This window comes from Bacillus sp. FSL R12-0074 (genome assembly GCF_038005725.1).
GTDB lineage: Bacteria > Bacillota > Bacilli > Bacillales > Bacillaceae_G > Bacillus_A > Bacillus_A mycoides.
Map to the genome: position 1 here is coordinate 3,235,619 of NZ_JBBOTR010000001.1, position 16,396 is coordinate 3,252,014.

The following is a 16,396-nucleotide window of genomic DNA, read 5'->3' on the forward strand; positions in this document are numbered from 1 at the left end:
ATAGAAAAAAAGAGTTACAAATTCAATTGTGGCCCTTTTTCCAAGTGTTTTTGTTTTATGCGATTCCTATAATGATTATAAGAGTGAAGTATGGTTCGAAATAGCGCTGATTATATGAACCCAATCGTCGCAATGAATCTCGTGCCCCGATCCTTCGGTTAGTAATACAGCATGGGGAATTCCATTAACAAGAGCAAGACCATGCTCGTATGGAAGCACTGTATCTTCTGTACCGTGGATAACCAAAGTAGGTATATTAATTTCTTTTAACTTCCCCTCATAAGAATCATCGCCTTTAAGAAGTGAGTGATTAAACATACTGAGTAGGTTATTTGCTCGTTTTATTTCTTTTTCTACCTGCTTATAAGCCCTCTTCTCATCGAACTTATGCTTTGAACCACAGAGTAACACTGATCCTGTAACCAAGTAATTTGCAACAGATTCTTCATCCGACCAATTTAGTTTGGCCCCATTAGCATGGTAAGTGAGTATCTTCTCATCGATCGGAGGCAAATTCCGTTTGTTGTCTTCAGAGCCAAAAATATTTGATGCAATCAAAGTTATACTTAGAACTCGCTGAGGGTTCCTCAAGGCTACAATTTGAGCAATCATTCCACCCATTAAAAAAAGCAGGACAATAATATTAAATTGGCTTCCATTCGCAGGAGTTTAAGCCTTGTATTTATGACTATTTGGTTAAGCAATCGATATGTTGTGCTGAAACGTCAATATATTTTAAAAAGGATCTCTCTTGATAAAGAGAGATCCTTTTCTTATTTCTTCTTCTTTTCTGTCGGTTGGCTTTGTTTAGCGAAATTAGATGAATCATCGAAATTCGGTTGCTTTTTACCAGCATTATTACTTCTACCTTTTCCCATATGTAATGCACCTCCCCTCATCCTTACTATTCCCAATAAAAAAAATCCTCTTGCATCCAAGAGGATTTTTTATTTGGCTCTTATTAATAATGCCAAACTGTTCTCGTAGTACTTCCAACACTTCCCGTCCTGCCATAGCTTTTAACCATGGTGTTGATGGTGGCCATCATGCGTATAATTTGTCTTGGAGTTTTCCTTTAAACAATACCTAAGTTCGGTTTCAGTCTTCGATTGCTTGGTAGACCGTGGTCCAGAAGTCTTGGATAAGATGCGATGGGGCCGGAGTTGACATCCCAACCTGGGTGAACAGAATTCCAATAAACTGTTTGTCTGGATCAGCGTAAGCTGTAGTGCCAGTTCCGCCATCCCAGCCGAATTGACCGATAGACGCGTAGTCTCCAAGATAGGTACGCACCCCCATCCCAAAGCCCCAGCCACCTTGTATCCCTTGTCCAAACGACAAATGGACGTTGTTTTTGGCCAAATCGTCTCGGTATACTTGTTGTTCAGGAGTAAGACGGTTGGTGGTCATCAGCTGGACTGCGGGCCTAGACAGAATCCGTTTGGTTCCGTGCATCCCTTTGTTCAACAGCATCTGCAAATACGCGTGATAATCGTCGATGGTTGCGAGCAGCCCACCACCGCCTGCTTGAAATGCTGGAGGTTTGCTGTAACGTCCGCCTGTACCCTCATCCCACACGATGAACTCACCTGTCTGCGGATCTGGGTTGAAGGCAGGTGGAAGCCGGTCAATCTTGAGCTCAGGCACGTAGAAACCAGTGTCCTTCATTCCCAGTGGATCGAATATGCGTTCGCGCAGGAACGACTCGAATGTCTGACCCGTGACCCTGGCAACAAGAATGCCGAGCACTTCAATACTGATATGATACTGCCACCGCTCTCCGGGCTGGTAGCTTAGCGGAAGTGCACCTAGGCGACACATAAACTCATCTGGATCGGGCATATCCTGCCCTGGCGTGTCGAATATCCCACTCTCGAAGAACGCGTTCATGATCGGAGAACCCATCAACGTGAGATCCACTCCGAGACCGAATGTGGAGGTCAACAGGTCTCGTACAGTGATAGGACGCCGTGCTGGGACGGTCTCTTCCAGTGGACCATCGGGCTGTTTCAACACCTGCCGGTCAGCGAGTTCGGGCAGCCATTTGTCTACTGGGTCGTCTAAATGCAGTTTGCACTCGTCGAGCAGAACCATTACTGGTGAAACTGCGATCGGCTTGCTAGTGGACGCCAATCGAAAGATCGTGTCCCGACGCATTGGTGCGCCACCATCATGCCTCATTGTTCCAAGCGCTTCGACGTGCGTCTCCCCGTTTCGGCTGACTAAGGCGACGAGCCCAGGAATCTTTCCAGAATCGACATGCTGCGCCAGTACATTGCGCATTTTGCGCAATCCTGTTTCAGAAAAGCCTTTATTGTTTTGTCCCATTTTGTTCTCCTTTAGTTTAGATTGAGATTTCTAATACATATTGACAATCAATTATTAGTTCTTCAAATAGAAAAATTCCCCTTTTTAATAATTTCGACAAAATGTATTTATGTATATGGAGGCATCATACATCACTATCAACCTAAGATAAATTTATATCCATAATTCACAGAGAACGTTATTCTTTTTGTAGAAATATACAGAAAGGATGGCGATGTGTTGCTATCCCATTGTAGATTAAGTAAGAAGAGGCACTTTGATGATAGTGCCTTTTCTTTATAAAAAATCCAAATGCTGATACATAATGAATTAATAAAGATAGGCTAATTTAAATTTATGGAGATTTAATAATAAGGAATGAAATCATTGAAAACATTCATGCAGCCATTAAAAATATGATTATAAGATTTGCGAATTGATTATGATATATTTGAAAAACGCCGATATACTTTCAACTAAGTAAAAAAGCGCCCTGTAAACAGGGCGCTTCGGACGTATACGTTGCCTTTAATTATGATTAATATTAGCAGTTGGGTATAATGTTGTTCCTCCAATTGAAACCTTTATTTCATTTGTTAACGGAACATTTTGTTCATTAATAATTGTTCTCCACCATTCCCATGCAAGACCTGTACATTCTCTCGCTATGACTTTTACATTTTTTGAATTCGGTGGAAGTAGTATGACTGTAGAGAAATGAGCAGTTTTGTCTCTACCGCTTCCTTCCCAAGTTTTATGTGTTAGTACTTCTTTCCCATTTTGATCATATGAGAATTCATCCCAAGATACATCAAATTGAGCAACATATGCACCGTAATGATCAAGCGTCATTTTAGCACTTGAATATTCTGTAGTTGTAGTCTCAATATAATCTGTATTGTTATGAACAGCCACAGTTGAATTATCTTTTAAGAAAGTGCTTGTATATGAAATTGGGTATGCTGGATTTTTAAGACTTAATTCTGCATTATCTTTAATGATATTTCGTATTTCATTAAAATCTTTTGTAACAACCTTGTTATGCTCTTTTGAATCTCCACCTAATACTACAGCGGTAAAAGTACTTTCTTCAAAAATATCTTTGTACTGTCCACTCGTTTCCACGCTGTTATTCTTAAGTAAGGCTTTAAAGGCAGCTTGTACATCTTTGCTCTTAGATGTTGTTTCTAACTTCACATAAATTGTTCTGCCATAAGCTACATGTGACACCATAACAGGGGGAGCCGCATTACTTACCCCTTTACGAGTTAACTCACTAAAAGTAACACTATTATCAAAAAGATCTGATGGATTGTTAGGTAGTTCAGCACTTACTGTATAAAATATTTGCTTATATGCCGCAACCATCACTTTTTTCTCTCCATTTACAATCGCACTAAAGTCAATGTTCAGCCCATTATCAAGATATTTAGCGTTAACATTAAGAGCACTCGCTATTTGTGATTTACTATAAACCATAGATTCTGCATACTGCATTCTTGCAGGTAACGTATGTGTTGTTGAATACTTTTCATTCCAAGTAGATACTAAATCATCTACTGCTCCAGACACATTACCATATGTTGGATTTGGAACGGTTATTGTATTTTCTTTTCTCATGCCAGGTAAGTCTATACTAATATTCAAAGGTTTTCTCTTAGCCACTAATAAACTAGGTTGATTATCTGCAAAAGCTTTATTTGCAAGTTGTACGGCTCCTGGATAAGTACGATTAGCCACAGAATCAATAATCGAAATATCGACTGGTGAAGTTGTAAGTGATTTTTTCTCACGGTCAACTACTACAAATTTACCATTTGAATTGATACTTTCTTTCGGAACAAAACTCTCTACTCTATCACCATTTACTGCTAAAATATCTCTACTATCATACTTTAAACTTGCTATGCCAGTATCAATGCCACTAGCATTTTTTGTTGCATCATTTGCATTACCTGTTTGTGTTTCCGCGAAGGAAATAGATGAATAATTAATAGTGCATAAACTAACTAATAAACATGTTAGAAATTTTATTCCTTTGTTGTTTTTCTTAATTTTCAAAAAATATCCCCTTCTGTTTTTCGTATTAAGGTATGATAATTATTTATAAATAATTGCCGAATAATAAACTTACATAAATACTTTTAAAAGTTCTTGAACTAATGGAATTACTCCACCTAAAAATTTCAAAACTGCCATTGCGATTTCCATATTATTTCCTCCTCTTTTGTTGTTGCTAAGATGTGATTTATCTTTATGTTTCTATTATGTTAAGCGCTTTCATTCTCATCAACACATTCTTATATGCAATACTACATATAGGAGTCACCATACATATCTATCAATTTAAGAAGAATAAACGCCACCAAAACAAAAAAAGCCCCAAATTTTTTTAAAAATAAGTTGGGGCTTTTGAACTAGAAAAGTATATTTTTAACTATGAAAACTATGAAAAAAATTTTTCCTTTTTACCTACTTACCAAATTCAGCAAGTAAAATATTTTTAAAAGGATCAGGACTGTTAGCTCTACCCATACTGTTCAAACTGACGGCCAACGTATGCTTACCTCCAAGTATACCTCCAGCAAAAGTACTAAATCCTGGAATACCACCTGTGTGTCCCCATATCGGGACACCGTTTGGAAGCTTAGTTTCATAGATTCCAAGACCGTATCTCCCGATTTCAGCTCTTCCTGTAGGAACTGTAGTAAGCATTTGTTTTAGTTGCTGTTCTTTCATTAATTTGCCACCGAGCAAGTAAGAAAAGAATTTGTTTAAGTCGTCAGCAGTAGAAATCATATCTCCAGCCGAGCTACCTATACTTGGATTAAAATAAGTAACGTCTTTTAGCTCACTTGCTCCGTCTGGTTGGACATATCCACGGGCATGCTTAGTGCCTGGAATAACGCTTGAATTGCCAGGTAGGAATGTATTCGACAATTCAAGCGGTTCAATAATCCGATTTTCAATCTCTTCCGCATAACTGTTTCCGGTTACTTTTTCAATAAGGATACCCAGTAATACGTATCCTGTGTTTGAATAAGACCAGCCCTTTCCTGGGGCAAAGTCTGGGGGCATCGAAAGTCCAATCTTCACTAGCTCTTCAGCGGTATACAATCTTTTTGTATGCGTAAAATCAGCTTCTTTTGACCTTGAGTATTCAGCGATACCACTTGTATGGTTCAACATCTGACGGATAGTAATCTGTTTAGCATCATATCCATTTCCTTGAATGACACCAGGCAACCATTTTTCGATGGAGTCGTCTAGATTCAGGCGGTTCTCTCCAGCTAATTGAAGTAAAACCGTTGCCGTGAACGTCTTCGTCACACTGCCAATGCGAAAGCGAAAATCTGTTTTCATTGGTTGCTTGCTACTCAGATCCGCTACCCCAGCGGCATAACCCCACGTTTTTCCACCCTCGGAAGTTTTAGCAAGTATCCCCGGGTATCCAAGTTGCAATGTATCCCGCATTGCTTGCTTGACGGAAGTACGATCTCTTTGAGTGCTTGTTTGTAACGAACTAGATACATTTTGAGTGGGCTCTGCTTTTACAATTGAAGTTGGCGTTGTGTATAACAGGGCACTTCCAGCTATTAAAAGGGCAAGACTTGCAAATTTAATTTGGCTACGTGTTTTCATAAGGCGTTCCTCTCCTCTATTCATATTGTATAGGTGGTTGCTTGCTGTTTCGTACTCACCACACAGCTATCATCTCTACCGATGACAAAAAGTCAACATTGAATTCGTAATCATCTTCATAATTATTATTTTTACAAACACCATTCTGTCCTAGGTAAACCCCTCTTTTCCCACATATATGTTAACCCCAAAAATTACTTCTTTTCCTTGAAACACTCTTGTTACTGGTTTGTTTTTCATATATAAGTCATATCTGTTCCGCCTTTCACGCCTCTTTATATTTTTATCATACACAATGAAAATCTCTTTTTTCTTACCCATTTCTTACAAATTACTTACGTTCAAAATAGCTTCTATAATAGGATAGAAGGAGTATCTGTACCGGAAAGTTCAGTAAATATATTAATCAAAAAGAAACACAGAGGTTTTTCACCTCTGTGTTTCTTTTTTCCATCCTTTTAAATATTAAAAGTCGATTTACTCTTAACAGGATGAATTCTGGCTCTTTTTTAATGTAATTTTTCTTCTTGCAATACAACACAAATGACATTGTGCTGCATGAAACACTCCTAACGTTGTTAAAATCAATTGTTTTTAAGTCGAAATTTATTAAATATCCATCAACCTAACAGAACAGATTGCCCAAAAACGATAAAAATGAACTTTGTATCTATAAAAAACACAAAATTTTCGTTTAAGAGGAACTTCAAAATCTTAACTTGATAGGCATGTGGCGAGACCCCTATCATTTTACTATTCCTTAATATAAAAATTCTTTGTTTTTACAAATAATACTCAAACATTTTTGCAACCTTTTCTTTCATTTTTTCTTTTATAGATAATTGATTGACGTCAGAGGATGTTACCCTCTTTGAATTTTGTAAGTCTGCAGTAATGACTGGCTTTATTTTCGAAATATAGACAGGGTCTTGGATATAACAGTTCATTTCTTCATTTAAATGAAACGAGCGCGAATCAAAATTCACGGTCCCAACCATCAATACTTTTTCGTCAATCAAAAATACTTTACCGTGTAACACTCCCTTTTTATAACCATATACTTCTATTCCCTGTTTTAATGCTTTTCGGATATATGGATACGCTGCTTCTTTAACTAACAGTGCATCCGAATGAGGTGAGAACAGAATTTTGACACGGACTCCCCTCTTTCTTGCATCTACTAATGCTTTCCAAATAGTAAGGAATAATATTCATACTATAAACTATGTGGTTACTTCATAGTCAATAAATAAAAAAATTTAAAATCAAAACTGGCTGTTTTTAGTGATGAAGGAGTACATGTCTGGTTCTGTTGCAAAGTTTCTTAACAGCTAAAAAGTTGGTATGATAGCTGTTCTTGCAGAGTTTGAGCGTGATATTATTCGTGGAAAGCCTCTTCGTAAAGATAATGCGTAAATACAAACAAAACCAGCAAAACACCTTTTCTGTGTCGTACTGGTTTTGTTGAAGTCCATCTTGAATTGTAGCTAGTTCAACGTGATTGCAAATTCCGAGTTCGGCGCGCCAGCAAATACAACCGATCCGTTTTTCGGCAGTTTTACTTTGTTATTGCCGCTCACAACGGTAAAATTGACGCATACTCCCTTCTCATCATACACCGCGAATGAACTCTTCGATGACAACGTCACGCTCATCGTTTTCCCTGCTGTCGCTTGTGGGATCGTAAACCATTTCGCATGCCCATTTGCTTGTAGCGTAACTTTGGATGATTGGCCTGCATCAAGCGGTTTTACGTTGGATCCACTTACGTATAACAATCCGGCCATCTCCATATATTCACTGCCGCCTTCTGTATAGAAATGAGTTTCCGTCGTATCACGGCCATTCATCACGGGGATCTGGAGCTGATGCGCCGCGGTGTTCGGACCTGTAATTTTTCTGCCGTCCCAATAGCCCTCCAGGCCTTCCTTGCGAGTAATTTGTGTGGTAATAAGTTTCGGTTGAACGAGATATTCAATAGAACTAAATTTCTCGTTCACGAGATAGAACTTGACGCCTTCCCGCTTCGCCCATGCGGCAGCGGTTTTCTTCGATAGCACGTTGTCTTCTAGTTTCTCGGCTAAATAGTGAGTCATCACATTTTGCCCTAAGCCTGGCGTCGATTTATATGTGCTCTCCTTCAAATAAGTTCTTCCATTCTTCTCAGTGACGAAGTTGAGCTTGGAAGTACCCTTCTCATTAATAAAGCTTCCATTCGCAGTATATACATATTTTTCTTCTCGATTAGATGGTAAGAACAGTTCTCCATTCTTCGTAATTTCTATTTTGAAATGACTTTCGCTATTGCCGTAAAAGCCCGCTTTCTTCGTCACGTCTTGAGGCATCTTGGCCTTGACCGGCTTGCCAAAGGATTTTTTTGGCTTGATGTCCTTAATTGTGCCCTTCTCTTTAAGCGCGGCGAGCAGTAATTCAGTTGCCAGTAGTTGATTTGTAGAGCTTTGGCCGCCGGATGACAACACAGCCACTGCCATCTTCTGTTCCGGAAGCACGACCAGTATAGCATGTTGCAGTGTTGTATCGCCGCCCTTAGCCATGCTTTTTATCCCATATTCACTGAATGGGTATAGTTTCACACTATCCCAGCCAAGACCATAGTTAAAAATATTACCTCCATCCCCCGGCCACATTCCTTTTTTATATTCCTCTTGCTCCATCGCCTTGACTGCCTTATCAGAGAGGATCCCTTTTCCCTGTCCCATAAATAATTGTGAGAATCGTACCATATCTTCTGCCGTGGAAGAGATCCCTCCCGAACCAATCACATTCACCGATTCAATGGGAAGCTTCCCTTGGTACGCCGGAAAATAGAGTCCAGCCCGCTTATCGTCTTCCCATTTGTCCTGCGGCGTTTTCGTATGATTCAGCTGTAAGGGTTCTGTAAACCGTTGATGTATAAATTCGGTAAAGCTCATACCGCTGACTCTTTCCACCAAAATCTCGGCCAGCGTAAAGCCGTCGTTGCAGTATACCGAGAACGCGCCAGGATCCGCCTTCAAGCTTTGGTTGGACAATTGCCGCATCAAGACATCATGGGCATAGGTATCATTATCGTTAAATAAAAATGCATTACTTAACGTGGAACCTTGCAAGCCGGAGGAGTGGTTTAACAGCATACGTGGCGTAATGCGTTTGTACCGCTCGTCTTTCATCTTGAAATCAGGAACATAGTGGACGACAGGAGCATCCAAATCGACTTTTCCTTCGTCGACCAATTTCATTACAGCCGCTGTTGCATACATTTTACTGACTGAACCAATCCCATATAGAGTATCTTTGTTCAGCCGCTGTTTTCCTTCCATATCGTTCTTGCCTGTCTGACCCGACAAAATAAGTTTACCATTATCAATTAGCGCATACTGCACGCTAGTCGTCCCATAGGACTTCGTGAGTAGCGCAGCCTTCTCTGCCGCAATCTTCTCCAGTTCTTGGTTAGCAACTTCTTGGTTAGCTACAACCGGAGTCTTACTGCTTGAAGATGCTATCGCCCCTGTTGGTAGGATCATCGTTAGCGCTAATGTAGCGGCTAACACCCCAGATAGTTTATTTTTCATGAGAGAATTGCCTCCTTAGATAAGTAATCGAATTCATCACTTATTTGTTTAACTATAAAAAAATATGACAAAATTTATCCGTTTTCCTTTTTTACCTACTTACCAAATTCAGCAAGTAAAATATTTTTAAAAGGATTAGGACTGTCAGCTCTACCCAAACTATTCCAATTGACGACCAACGTATGCTTGCCTCCAAGTTTACCTCCAACAAGAGTAGTAAACCCTAGAACGCCACCTGTGTGTCCCCATATCGAGACATCGTTTGGAAGCTTAGTTTCATAGATTCCAAGACCATATCCATCGATTCCTTCTTTTCCTGTAGGAACTGTAGTAAGCATTTGTTTTAGTTGCTGTTCTTTCAGTAATTTACCCCCGAGCAAGTAAGAGAAGAATTTGTTTAAGTCGTCAGCAGTAGAAATCATATCTCCAGCTGAGCTACCTGCACTTGGGTTATAATAAGTAACGTCTTTTAGCTCACTTACTCCGTCTGGTTGGACATATCCACGGGCATGCTTGGTGCCTGGAATAACGCTTGAATTGCCAGGTAGGAATGTATTCGACAATTCAAGCGGTTCAATAATCCGACTTTCAATCTCTTCCGCATAGCTGTTTCCGGTTACTTTTTCAATAAGAATACCTAGTAATACGTATCCTGTGTTTGAATAAGACCAGCCCTTTCCTGGGGCAAAGTCTGGGGGCAGAGAAATCCCCATCTTCACTAACTCTTCAGCCGTATACGATTTTTTTGTATCCGTAAAGTCAGCGTCTTTTGACCTTGAGTATTCAGCGATACCACTTGTATGGTTCAATATCTGCCGGATAGTAATCTGGTTACCATCATATCCGTTTCCTTGAATGACACCAGGCAACCATTTTTCGATGTAGTCGTCTAGATTCAAGCGGTTCTCTCCGACTAATTGAAGTACAACCGTTGCCGTGAACGTCTTCGTCACGCTGCCAATGCGAAAGCGAAAATCTGTTTTCATTGGTTTCTTGGTTCTCAGATCCGCTATCCCAGCGGCATAACTCCACGTTTTTCCACCCTCAGAAGTTTTAGCAAGTATCCCCGGGTATCCAAGTTGCAATGTATCCCGCATTGCTTGCTTGACGGAAGTACGATCTCGTTGAGTGCTTGTTTGTAACGAACTAGATACATTTTGAGTGGGCTCTGCTTTTACAATTGAGGCTGGCGTTGTATATAACAGGGAACTTCCAGCTATTAAAAGGGCAAGACTTGCAAATGTAATTTGACTACGTGTTTTCATAAGGCATTCCTCTCCTCTATTCATATTGTATAGGTGGTTGCTTGATATTTCATACTCACCACACAGCTATCATCTCTACCGATGACAAAAAGTCAACATTGAATTCGTAATCATCTTCATAATGATTATTTTTACAAGCTCCATTCTGTCCTAATAAACGGTAAATCCCTCTTTTTGCATGTATGTTAACCTCAGAAATTATTTCTTTTCCATGAAACACTCTTATTAACTGGTTTGTTTTTCATATATAAGTTATATCTGTTCCTCCTTTCATGCTTCTTTATATTTTCATCATACAAAATGAAAATCTCTTTTTCCTTACCTATTCCTTACAAATCCCTTACGTTCAAAATAGCTTTTGTGTCTCAAATGTGCCAATTAATTCTCATCAAGAAGAAACGAGAATTAAGCGAATATAAAGCGATTTATATCATAAAAGATTATTTTCTACTTATTTATGAATCTCTACAAAAAGACACCAAAGAATTAACAAAGATATTGTTTCGTCTGTTTGATCTCTTACAGAAAAACGGACGAAAATCCCATAGGTATGAGAAGAAAACCGTCTTTGATATCTTAGGCGTCGTATATAACCTTTCTATGCCTCACAAGCATGTAGCGTAATCCAAAAAATTAAAACCCAATAGGGTTTATCTGGTATGAAAATATTTAAAGAACTTACACTGGATCTTTAGAAAAAAGAAAAAAGCCCATCAAACTAAGGTTTTGAAGTACCCCCTAAATGAAAATTTTCTTTCTCTACAGTTAATTTTTTTGAGAAGTCAGCTCATTTTTTTGTTTGTGGGGTGTTAACTTTTCTTAAGTTGATAGGAATGTGGTGCTACCCCATTATGCAAAAGACAAAAGTTGGAATCTGATAGATGAAAAATAATAATTCCTTATTCAACTAACGCATGCATTAGTTAAACAACCTAAGGCTGCTTCGGTAGCCATTTTTTGTACCAACTGGCAGTTTAGTTTTCAATATGTGAAAAGGGATTTCTAAGTGATTAATTGAATATATATTTATTGTTTACTACTTTTTGGGAGGTCCCTTTATGGGAGATAAGCTTTGCTGTATATCAAGTTCTTAATGAAGAAAGACTAGGAGCTTCGCACGGTTCTATAATAACTTATAGTGATGCTTTGACGGGATCTCCTGTTAGTGAGATAGGGTGTTTTTTAATTTATTTATCATAATAACGTAACCGAAGAAGTTGATATAGTGACATATCAACAAACTGAGGTGGTACCACGAAATTGCAACTCTCATCCTCAAGAATTATTTCTTTTGGGTGAAAGTTTTTTTATTATATAAGTTTCATTCTGTCATAATTTAAAGTTTTCGAGAGGAGAAATGATATGAATTCTATTTTATTAGATGTTCCGTTACAAATAGAAACAGACAGACTAATTCTTCGAGCACCACTTCAAGCTGGTGATGGGAATGTCGTACACCAAGCTATTAAGGATTCAATTAATGAGTTAAAACAATGGTTGCTTTTATTTCAGTCAATTCCTACTGTTGAAGAAACGGAAATTCTCCTGAGAAATGCCCATATAGATTTTTTGAAAAGAGAAAGCTTTCGCTATCTTATCTATCATAAGGATACTAATGATTTTATTGGAACTGCTAGCCTTCACGGAATTAATTGGAAAATTTCTAAATGTGAAATTGGATACTGGATTAATACGCAATTTAGTGGCAATGGATATATGACAGAGGTAGTAAGTGAGTTAACAAACCTTGGATTTCAGTTACTCAAATTTAGAAGAATTGAAATACGCTGTGAATCTACTAACACTAAAAGTCGTACGATCCCTGAAAAACTAGGTTTTGAGCTTGAAGGGATATTACGTAATGAAGATCTTTCAGCTGACGGTAAAAAACTAACTGATACCTGCATCTATGCAAAGGTAAATTAGATTGAAATTTTAATACTCAATTGAGTCTGTGTACATTGTTTATTCCCCTTCTAATCCATTATTGTGATTTGTTTAGAACTATAGTACATCAATATATTTAAAATGAAATGTACTGAAATGGTATATTCTATTGTTACAATAATTTTATAAATAAATTACTTCATGAAGTTATAAAATTAGGACCGTACATATTAGACCTATCTAAAATGTACGGTCCTTTTGTTTACTAGTGGTTCACTTAGCTAACCTAAAGATAAGTATGTGGTCCATTTACAATTTGAATTTCTTTGTAAGCTTCTTATATTTTCTATATGAACGTCTAACAATGTTTAACATGAAATACGGTATTTTAACAGGGAAAGGCAATTTATAAATGAAAGGCAAGTAAAAGGTGAAATATGCCTTTTCTAAGTCTCTCCACTTACTATCTTCTTTTGTTTTTAAGAAATCAGATACATCGACTACATATCCCCTTCCGTTTTCCATCATCACATTTTTTCCGTGAACATCACAAGGAGTTAATCCTTTCTCCCTTGCATACTCTATAGCTTCATTGATATCAAGGATTACCTGCTTAGGAATTTTAATCCCCTTATGGATAGCATCGTATAAGGTAATTTCTTTTAAACGTTTCAATACTATGAAATTTTCTCCTTTATGCATAAGCTTCGAATAAGAAGGATGATTTCCGATTCTTCGGTATACTTCTGACTCTTTTTCAATTCCTTCTCCTTCTCGCGCGTAAACTTTCACTACCCAATCTTTGTATTCTTTGTGCATAAATACTGCGGCATAATTACCTGTCCCTAAACACTTCCAAAGTCTAGGAATATCTTTAACTACTATAGGCTCGAATTCATCCTCACTTCTTATGCTTACCTCTTTTAATAATTCGTCCTTTATCAATCTCACAAAACTATTTATACTCATCATTTCCACTCCGGTTTTGCTAAAAGGGTCCCCCCATACCCATCACAAGTTAAGAAGTACCTTCTTCCCTAATACGAAAAAATGAGCAAACTTCACTAAGTAACTAACTTTAGAGAAATAAAATTTTCATTTAGGGGGGTACTTCAAAACCTTAAAATGGATATTCTACGCAAATATATATTATTGATACAATAAGTTATGTTAACTTCACATAATTATATTATACAAAAACTCAGCAAATACCGTTACAAAAAGTGTACAAGCCATATCTACTCTCTCTAAATAGTTTACTGCGAATCTATTTTAAGGAGATAAGTAAATGGCATATTATGTAGGCTTAAATATATTTGTTTCCCCAAATGCTAATAGTAGTAATGATAGACTTGCTCAAATATTTATAGGAGCTCAAGACTATTGATTTGCCTATACCAATGAAGAGTATTCCGCAGATAAAATTGACTGTTTTAATCCAGATATTTTAAAAGATTTACTCCCATATACTCAAGAAGTTAACGAATGGATTGGTTTATTTTTTGCCCGAGGAAATAGATTAGCAGATGGAGAAAGTACTGGGTGCACTTCGTATGTACCGATTGTTCAGAATGGTGAAACAACTGATTCCCAAGCTAATATTGTTGTCACTGATGAAGCAGATCATTTGTTACTTGCTCATGAAATCGGACATGCACTATTTGCTAGAATAGTAGGGAACAATATAGAAAGCACAGCACCTTGTTGTCCAAATGATCCTACAGGTCATAGTAACGAAGAAAATGATTTAATGCTTCCTATAGTACCAGCAATTCCTAACCCTATTCTCACACAAGAAGAGGTAGAAAAAGCTCTGCAAAGTCCTAAAGCTTTTTATGTTAAATAATTAATATAAAAAAGGAAAAGAAACTTCTGACATCATAATTTTCTCCCCTTTCTCTACTTATCGAGTAACATTAATAAATGAGGTACCGTCACATTGTCATAAAGCTAAGGATTCACACTAATTATTAAGCAAAAAAGACCGTATCACTACGGTCCTTTTCTCGCTCTTATGCAAACACTATGACTGTGTAACTTTATTAGAAACAAGTAGTTTTTCAATACATATAGGTAACATATCTAATAACGTTTCAAATGCGTAATTTACGTCCAGACGCTCCGTCCATTGATGTGCATCTTTTCCTACTGGCCCCATATTTAATACTGGAACGTCAAACTCTTCTAATTCCTCTAGTGGAATCGAATAACCTTTATCCCATAATGGCATATTGTCTACAAGAGAACTCATTGAATCCAATGGGTTTTGTAAGCCCACATAGCTTAAATCTGAAATTCCTCCAAAATAATTTTGGTTTTCAAATGTAATGCTATGATTATAGTGGGCATACTTTTCCATTTCTACAACTACCTCTTTAATGAAAGGATTGTTGCGTGAACTCACAGCTGGATAGTATGGCGGCGCAAAGAAAAGTACAATCATTGGAGCCTTTTCTTTACATAAGATAGATAATTTGTCTACTAAATCAATAGTTACTGCACGATCATCTTTATCTTCTCTATTTTTTATAATATTGGATTGAATTTCATCTATTTTTTCTCTTCCATGTTGTTCAATTGCATAAGCGATAAGCTCTTCATACGTTAATACATTTACTTTAAGATTCGGCGGTATGAACGGATTATACTTAGAAAAATGATACGCTCGCTCCTCATACGATTCTTCGATTTTCTCTGCTACTTTCGTTACTTTTTGGCGTAACAATGAAACTACATCTGTCATCGTTTTTTCAAGTAAAAACAAATTAAATAATGTGACTGCACGATGAGGAATTTGTACAGAATAATCCTCCTTTAAGTCTCTTTGCAGCAAGTTAGTTGGTGGAGGACTCGCTTCACCATCTACAATATCACAAAGGTCCGTATTCAACTCTAATTCAGCTGTTAATAATGCAGCCATATAGCTCCCATTTAACCCTGCAAAAGGTTCGCCTACATGTGTCTCTTTTCCATAGCAAAGGAAACCAGGTAACACCTTACCAATAGAACCAGTATAAATATACTTATTTTGGTCACCAGGATGTCTTGAAAACATAGGCTCTGAATTTAGGACCGTTTTATACTCTAAGTCATGTTCTTTTGCTAAGTCTAATAATCTTGGAACAGCAGCCCTCATCCCTACAGAGTTCACTTCTTCATCTGGAACAGCCAATAAAAGAACATTCCCATCAAATCTTCCTTCACAAGCTTGCTCAACCATGGCCATTTGTAAAGCTAGACCACATTTCATATCCATCGTTCCTCTACCAAATAGCCAATCTCCTTGTTCAATATCTTCACGTACATGATCTGGTAGCTCATCTTTATGAGAATAAAACATAGATGTTAACTTTTTAGGGTTAAATGCATCTTCTTTCCACACTCCGTAATCTTGTACATCTACAACATCAAAGTGACTAACAAGAATTACAGTATTTTTCGTACTATCACTTTTCTTTACTAGAGCTGTAACAAAATATCGTCCATCCCCCGTCGGATTTTTTTGTAAATGATGCGGATTTTGTTTGAAATACTGTAAGTCAGATAATTGTTCTACAACAAAGTCTGGCAATATAACTTCAGCTTCTGAACCTGTAATACTAGGAATTTCAACAAGATTGCTTAATAATTGAACCAATTGTTCTTTAGATTGCCACTTTGACATATAAATCCCCCTATTTTTCCGCATTATGAAATTCATTTCCAATATATGAATAAAAAATG

At 37.6% G+C, this 16,396-nt stretch carries 10 protein-coding genes and 2 pseudogenes; 3 read left to right on the plus strand and 9 right to left on the minus strand.

Annotated features, from left to right (window positions below):
* Nucleotides 1–75: 75 nt before the first annotated feature.
* The 7 genes and pseudogenes from NSS97_RS16820 to NSS97_RS16850 all read right to left on the minus strand — a co-directional run bounded on the left by NSS97_RS16820 (nucleotide 76) and on the right by NSS97_RS16850 (nucleotide 10,786).
* Entirely contained in the window at nucleotides 76–621 is a 546-nt protein-coding gene (locus tag NSS97_RS16820; protein WP_341113506.1) for an alpha/beta fold hydrolase, read from the minus strand.
* A gap of 477 nt (nucleotides 622–1,098) precedes the next feature.
* Complete coding sequence (locus tag NSS97_RS16825; protein ID WP_002084484.1) at nucleotides 1,099–2,328, minus strand: serine hydrolase domain-containing protein; 1,230 nt, start codon at nucleotides 2,326–2,328, stop codon at nucleotides 1,099–1,101.
* Between the two features lie 507 nt (nucleotides 2,329–2,835).
* Nucleotides 2,836–4,368 carry a thiol-activated cytolysin family protein gene (locus NSS97_RS16830; protein WP_341113509.1) on the minus strand — a complete coding sequence of 511 codons (1,533 nt, stop codon included), beginning with the start codon at nucleotides 4,366–4,368 and terminating at the stop codon, nucleotides 2,836–2,838.
* Between the two features lie 411 nt (nucleotides 4,369–4,779).
* The gene (locus tag NSS97_RS16835; protein ID WP_341113511.1) at nucleotides 4,780–5,949 is read right to left on the minus strand and encodes a serine hydrolase domain-containing protein; all 1,170 of its coding nucleotides are present in this window, start codon (nucleotides 5,947–5,949) and stop codon (nucleotides 4,780–4,782) included.
* Between the two features lie 782 nt (nucleotides 5,950–6,731).
* Nucleotides 6,732–7,148: pseudogene (locus NSS97_RS16840) on the minus strand (phospholipase D-like domain-containing protein); the annotation flags it as partial.
* Between the two features lie 288 nt (nucleotides 7,149–7,436).
* Nucleotides 7,437–9,521, minus strand: coding sequence for a serine hydrolase domain-containing protein (locus NSS97_RS16845; RefSeq protein WP_341113513.1), 2,085 nt, complete (start codon nucleotides 9,519–9,521; stop codon nucleotides 7,437–7,439).
* Between the two features lie 95 nt (nucleotides 9,522–9,616).
* Nucleotides 9,617–10,786: a serine hydrolase domain-containing protein gene (locus NSS97_RS16850; RefSeq protein ID WP_341113515.1), complete on the minus strand. Its 1,170-nt coding sequence runs from the start codon at nucleotides 10,784–10,786 to the stop codon at nucleotides 9,617–9,619.
* A 366-nt stretch (nucleotides 10,787–11,152) separates the two neighbouring features.
* On the opposite strand from NSS97_RS16850, the pseudogene NSS97_RS16860 reads away from it, so the two are divergent.
* Both NSS97_RS16860 and NSS97_RS16865 read left to right on the plus strand, forming a co-directional pair.
* Nucleotides 11,153–11,410 (plus strand): annotated as a pseudogene (locus NSS97_RS16860) (IS4 family transposase); the annotation flags it as partial.
* Between the two features lie 738 nt (nucleotides 11,411–12,148).
* Nucleotides 12,149–12,712, plus strand: coding sequence for a GNAT family N-acetyltransferase (locus NSS97_RS16865; RefSeq protein ID WP_002128246.1), 564 nt, complete (start codon nucleotides 12,149–12,151; stop codon nucleotides 12,710–12,712).
* A gap of 270 nt (nucleotides 12,713–12,982) precedes the next feature.
* On the opposite strand, the gene NSS97_RS16870 is transcribed toward NSS97_RS16865, so the two are convergent.
* Complete coding sequence (locus NSS97_RS16870; protein WP_341113516.1) at nucleotides 12,983–13,651, minus strand: serine/threonine protein kinase; 669 nt, start codon at nucleotides 13,649–13,651, stop codon at nucleotides 12,983–12,985.
* 649 nt (nucleotides 13,652–14,300) lie between these two features.
* Here NSS97_RS16870 and NSS97_RS16875 point away from each other — a divergent pair.
* Nucleotides 14,301–14,519: a hypothetical protein gene (locus NSS97_RS16875; RefSeq protein ID WP_044443376.1), complete on the plus strand. Its 219-nt coding sequence runs from the start codon at nucleotides 14,301–14,303 to the stop codon at nucleotides 14,517–14,519.
* 177 nt (nucleotides 14,520–14,696) lie between these two features.
* On the opposite strand, the gene NSS97_RS16880 is transcribed toward NSS97_RS16875, so the two are convergent.
* On the minus strand, nucleotides 14,697–16,337 hold the full coding sequence (locus NSS97_RS16880) for a M20/M25/M40 family metallo-hydrolase (RefSeq protein WP_044443374.1): 1,641 nt from the start codon (nucleotides 16,335–16,337) through the stop codon (nucleotides 14,697–14,699).
* Nucleotides 16,338–16,396: the final 59 nt, after the last annotated feature.

Coding starts and splice junctions, on each gene's coding strand:
- NSS97_RS16865 (WP_002128246.1), top strand. CDS start 12,149: ATGAATTCTATTTTATTAGATGTTCCGTTACAAATAGAAACAGACAGA.
- NSS97_RS16850 (WP_341113515.1), bottom strand. CDS start 10,786: ATGAAAACACGTAGTCAAATTACATTTGCAAGTCTTGCCCTTTTAATA.
- NSS97_RS16820 (WP_341113506.1), bottom strand. CDS start 621: ATGGGTGGAATGATTGCTCAAATTGTAGCCTTGAGGAACCCTCAGCGA.
- NSS97_RS16880 (WP_044443374.1), bottom strand. CDS start 16,337: ATGTCAAAGTGGCAATCTAAAGAACAATTGGTTCAATTATTAAGCAAT.
- NSS97_RS16825 (WP_002084484.1), bottom strand. CDS start 2,328: ATGGGACAAAACAATAAAGGCTTTTCTGAAACAGGATTGCGCAAAATG.
- NSS97_RS16835 (WP_341113511.1), bottom strand. CDS start 5,949: ATGAAAACACGTAGCCAAATTAAATTTGCAAGTCTTGCCCTTTTAATA.
- NSS97_RS16845 (WP_341113513.1), bottom strand. CDS start 9,521: ATGAAAAATAAACTATCTGGGGTGTTAGCCGCTACATTAGCGCTAACG.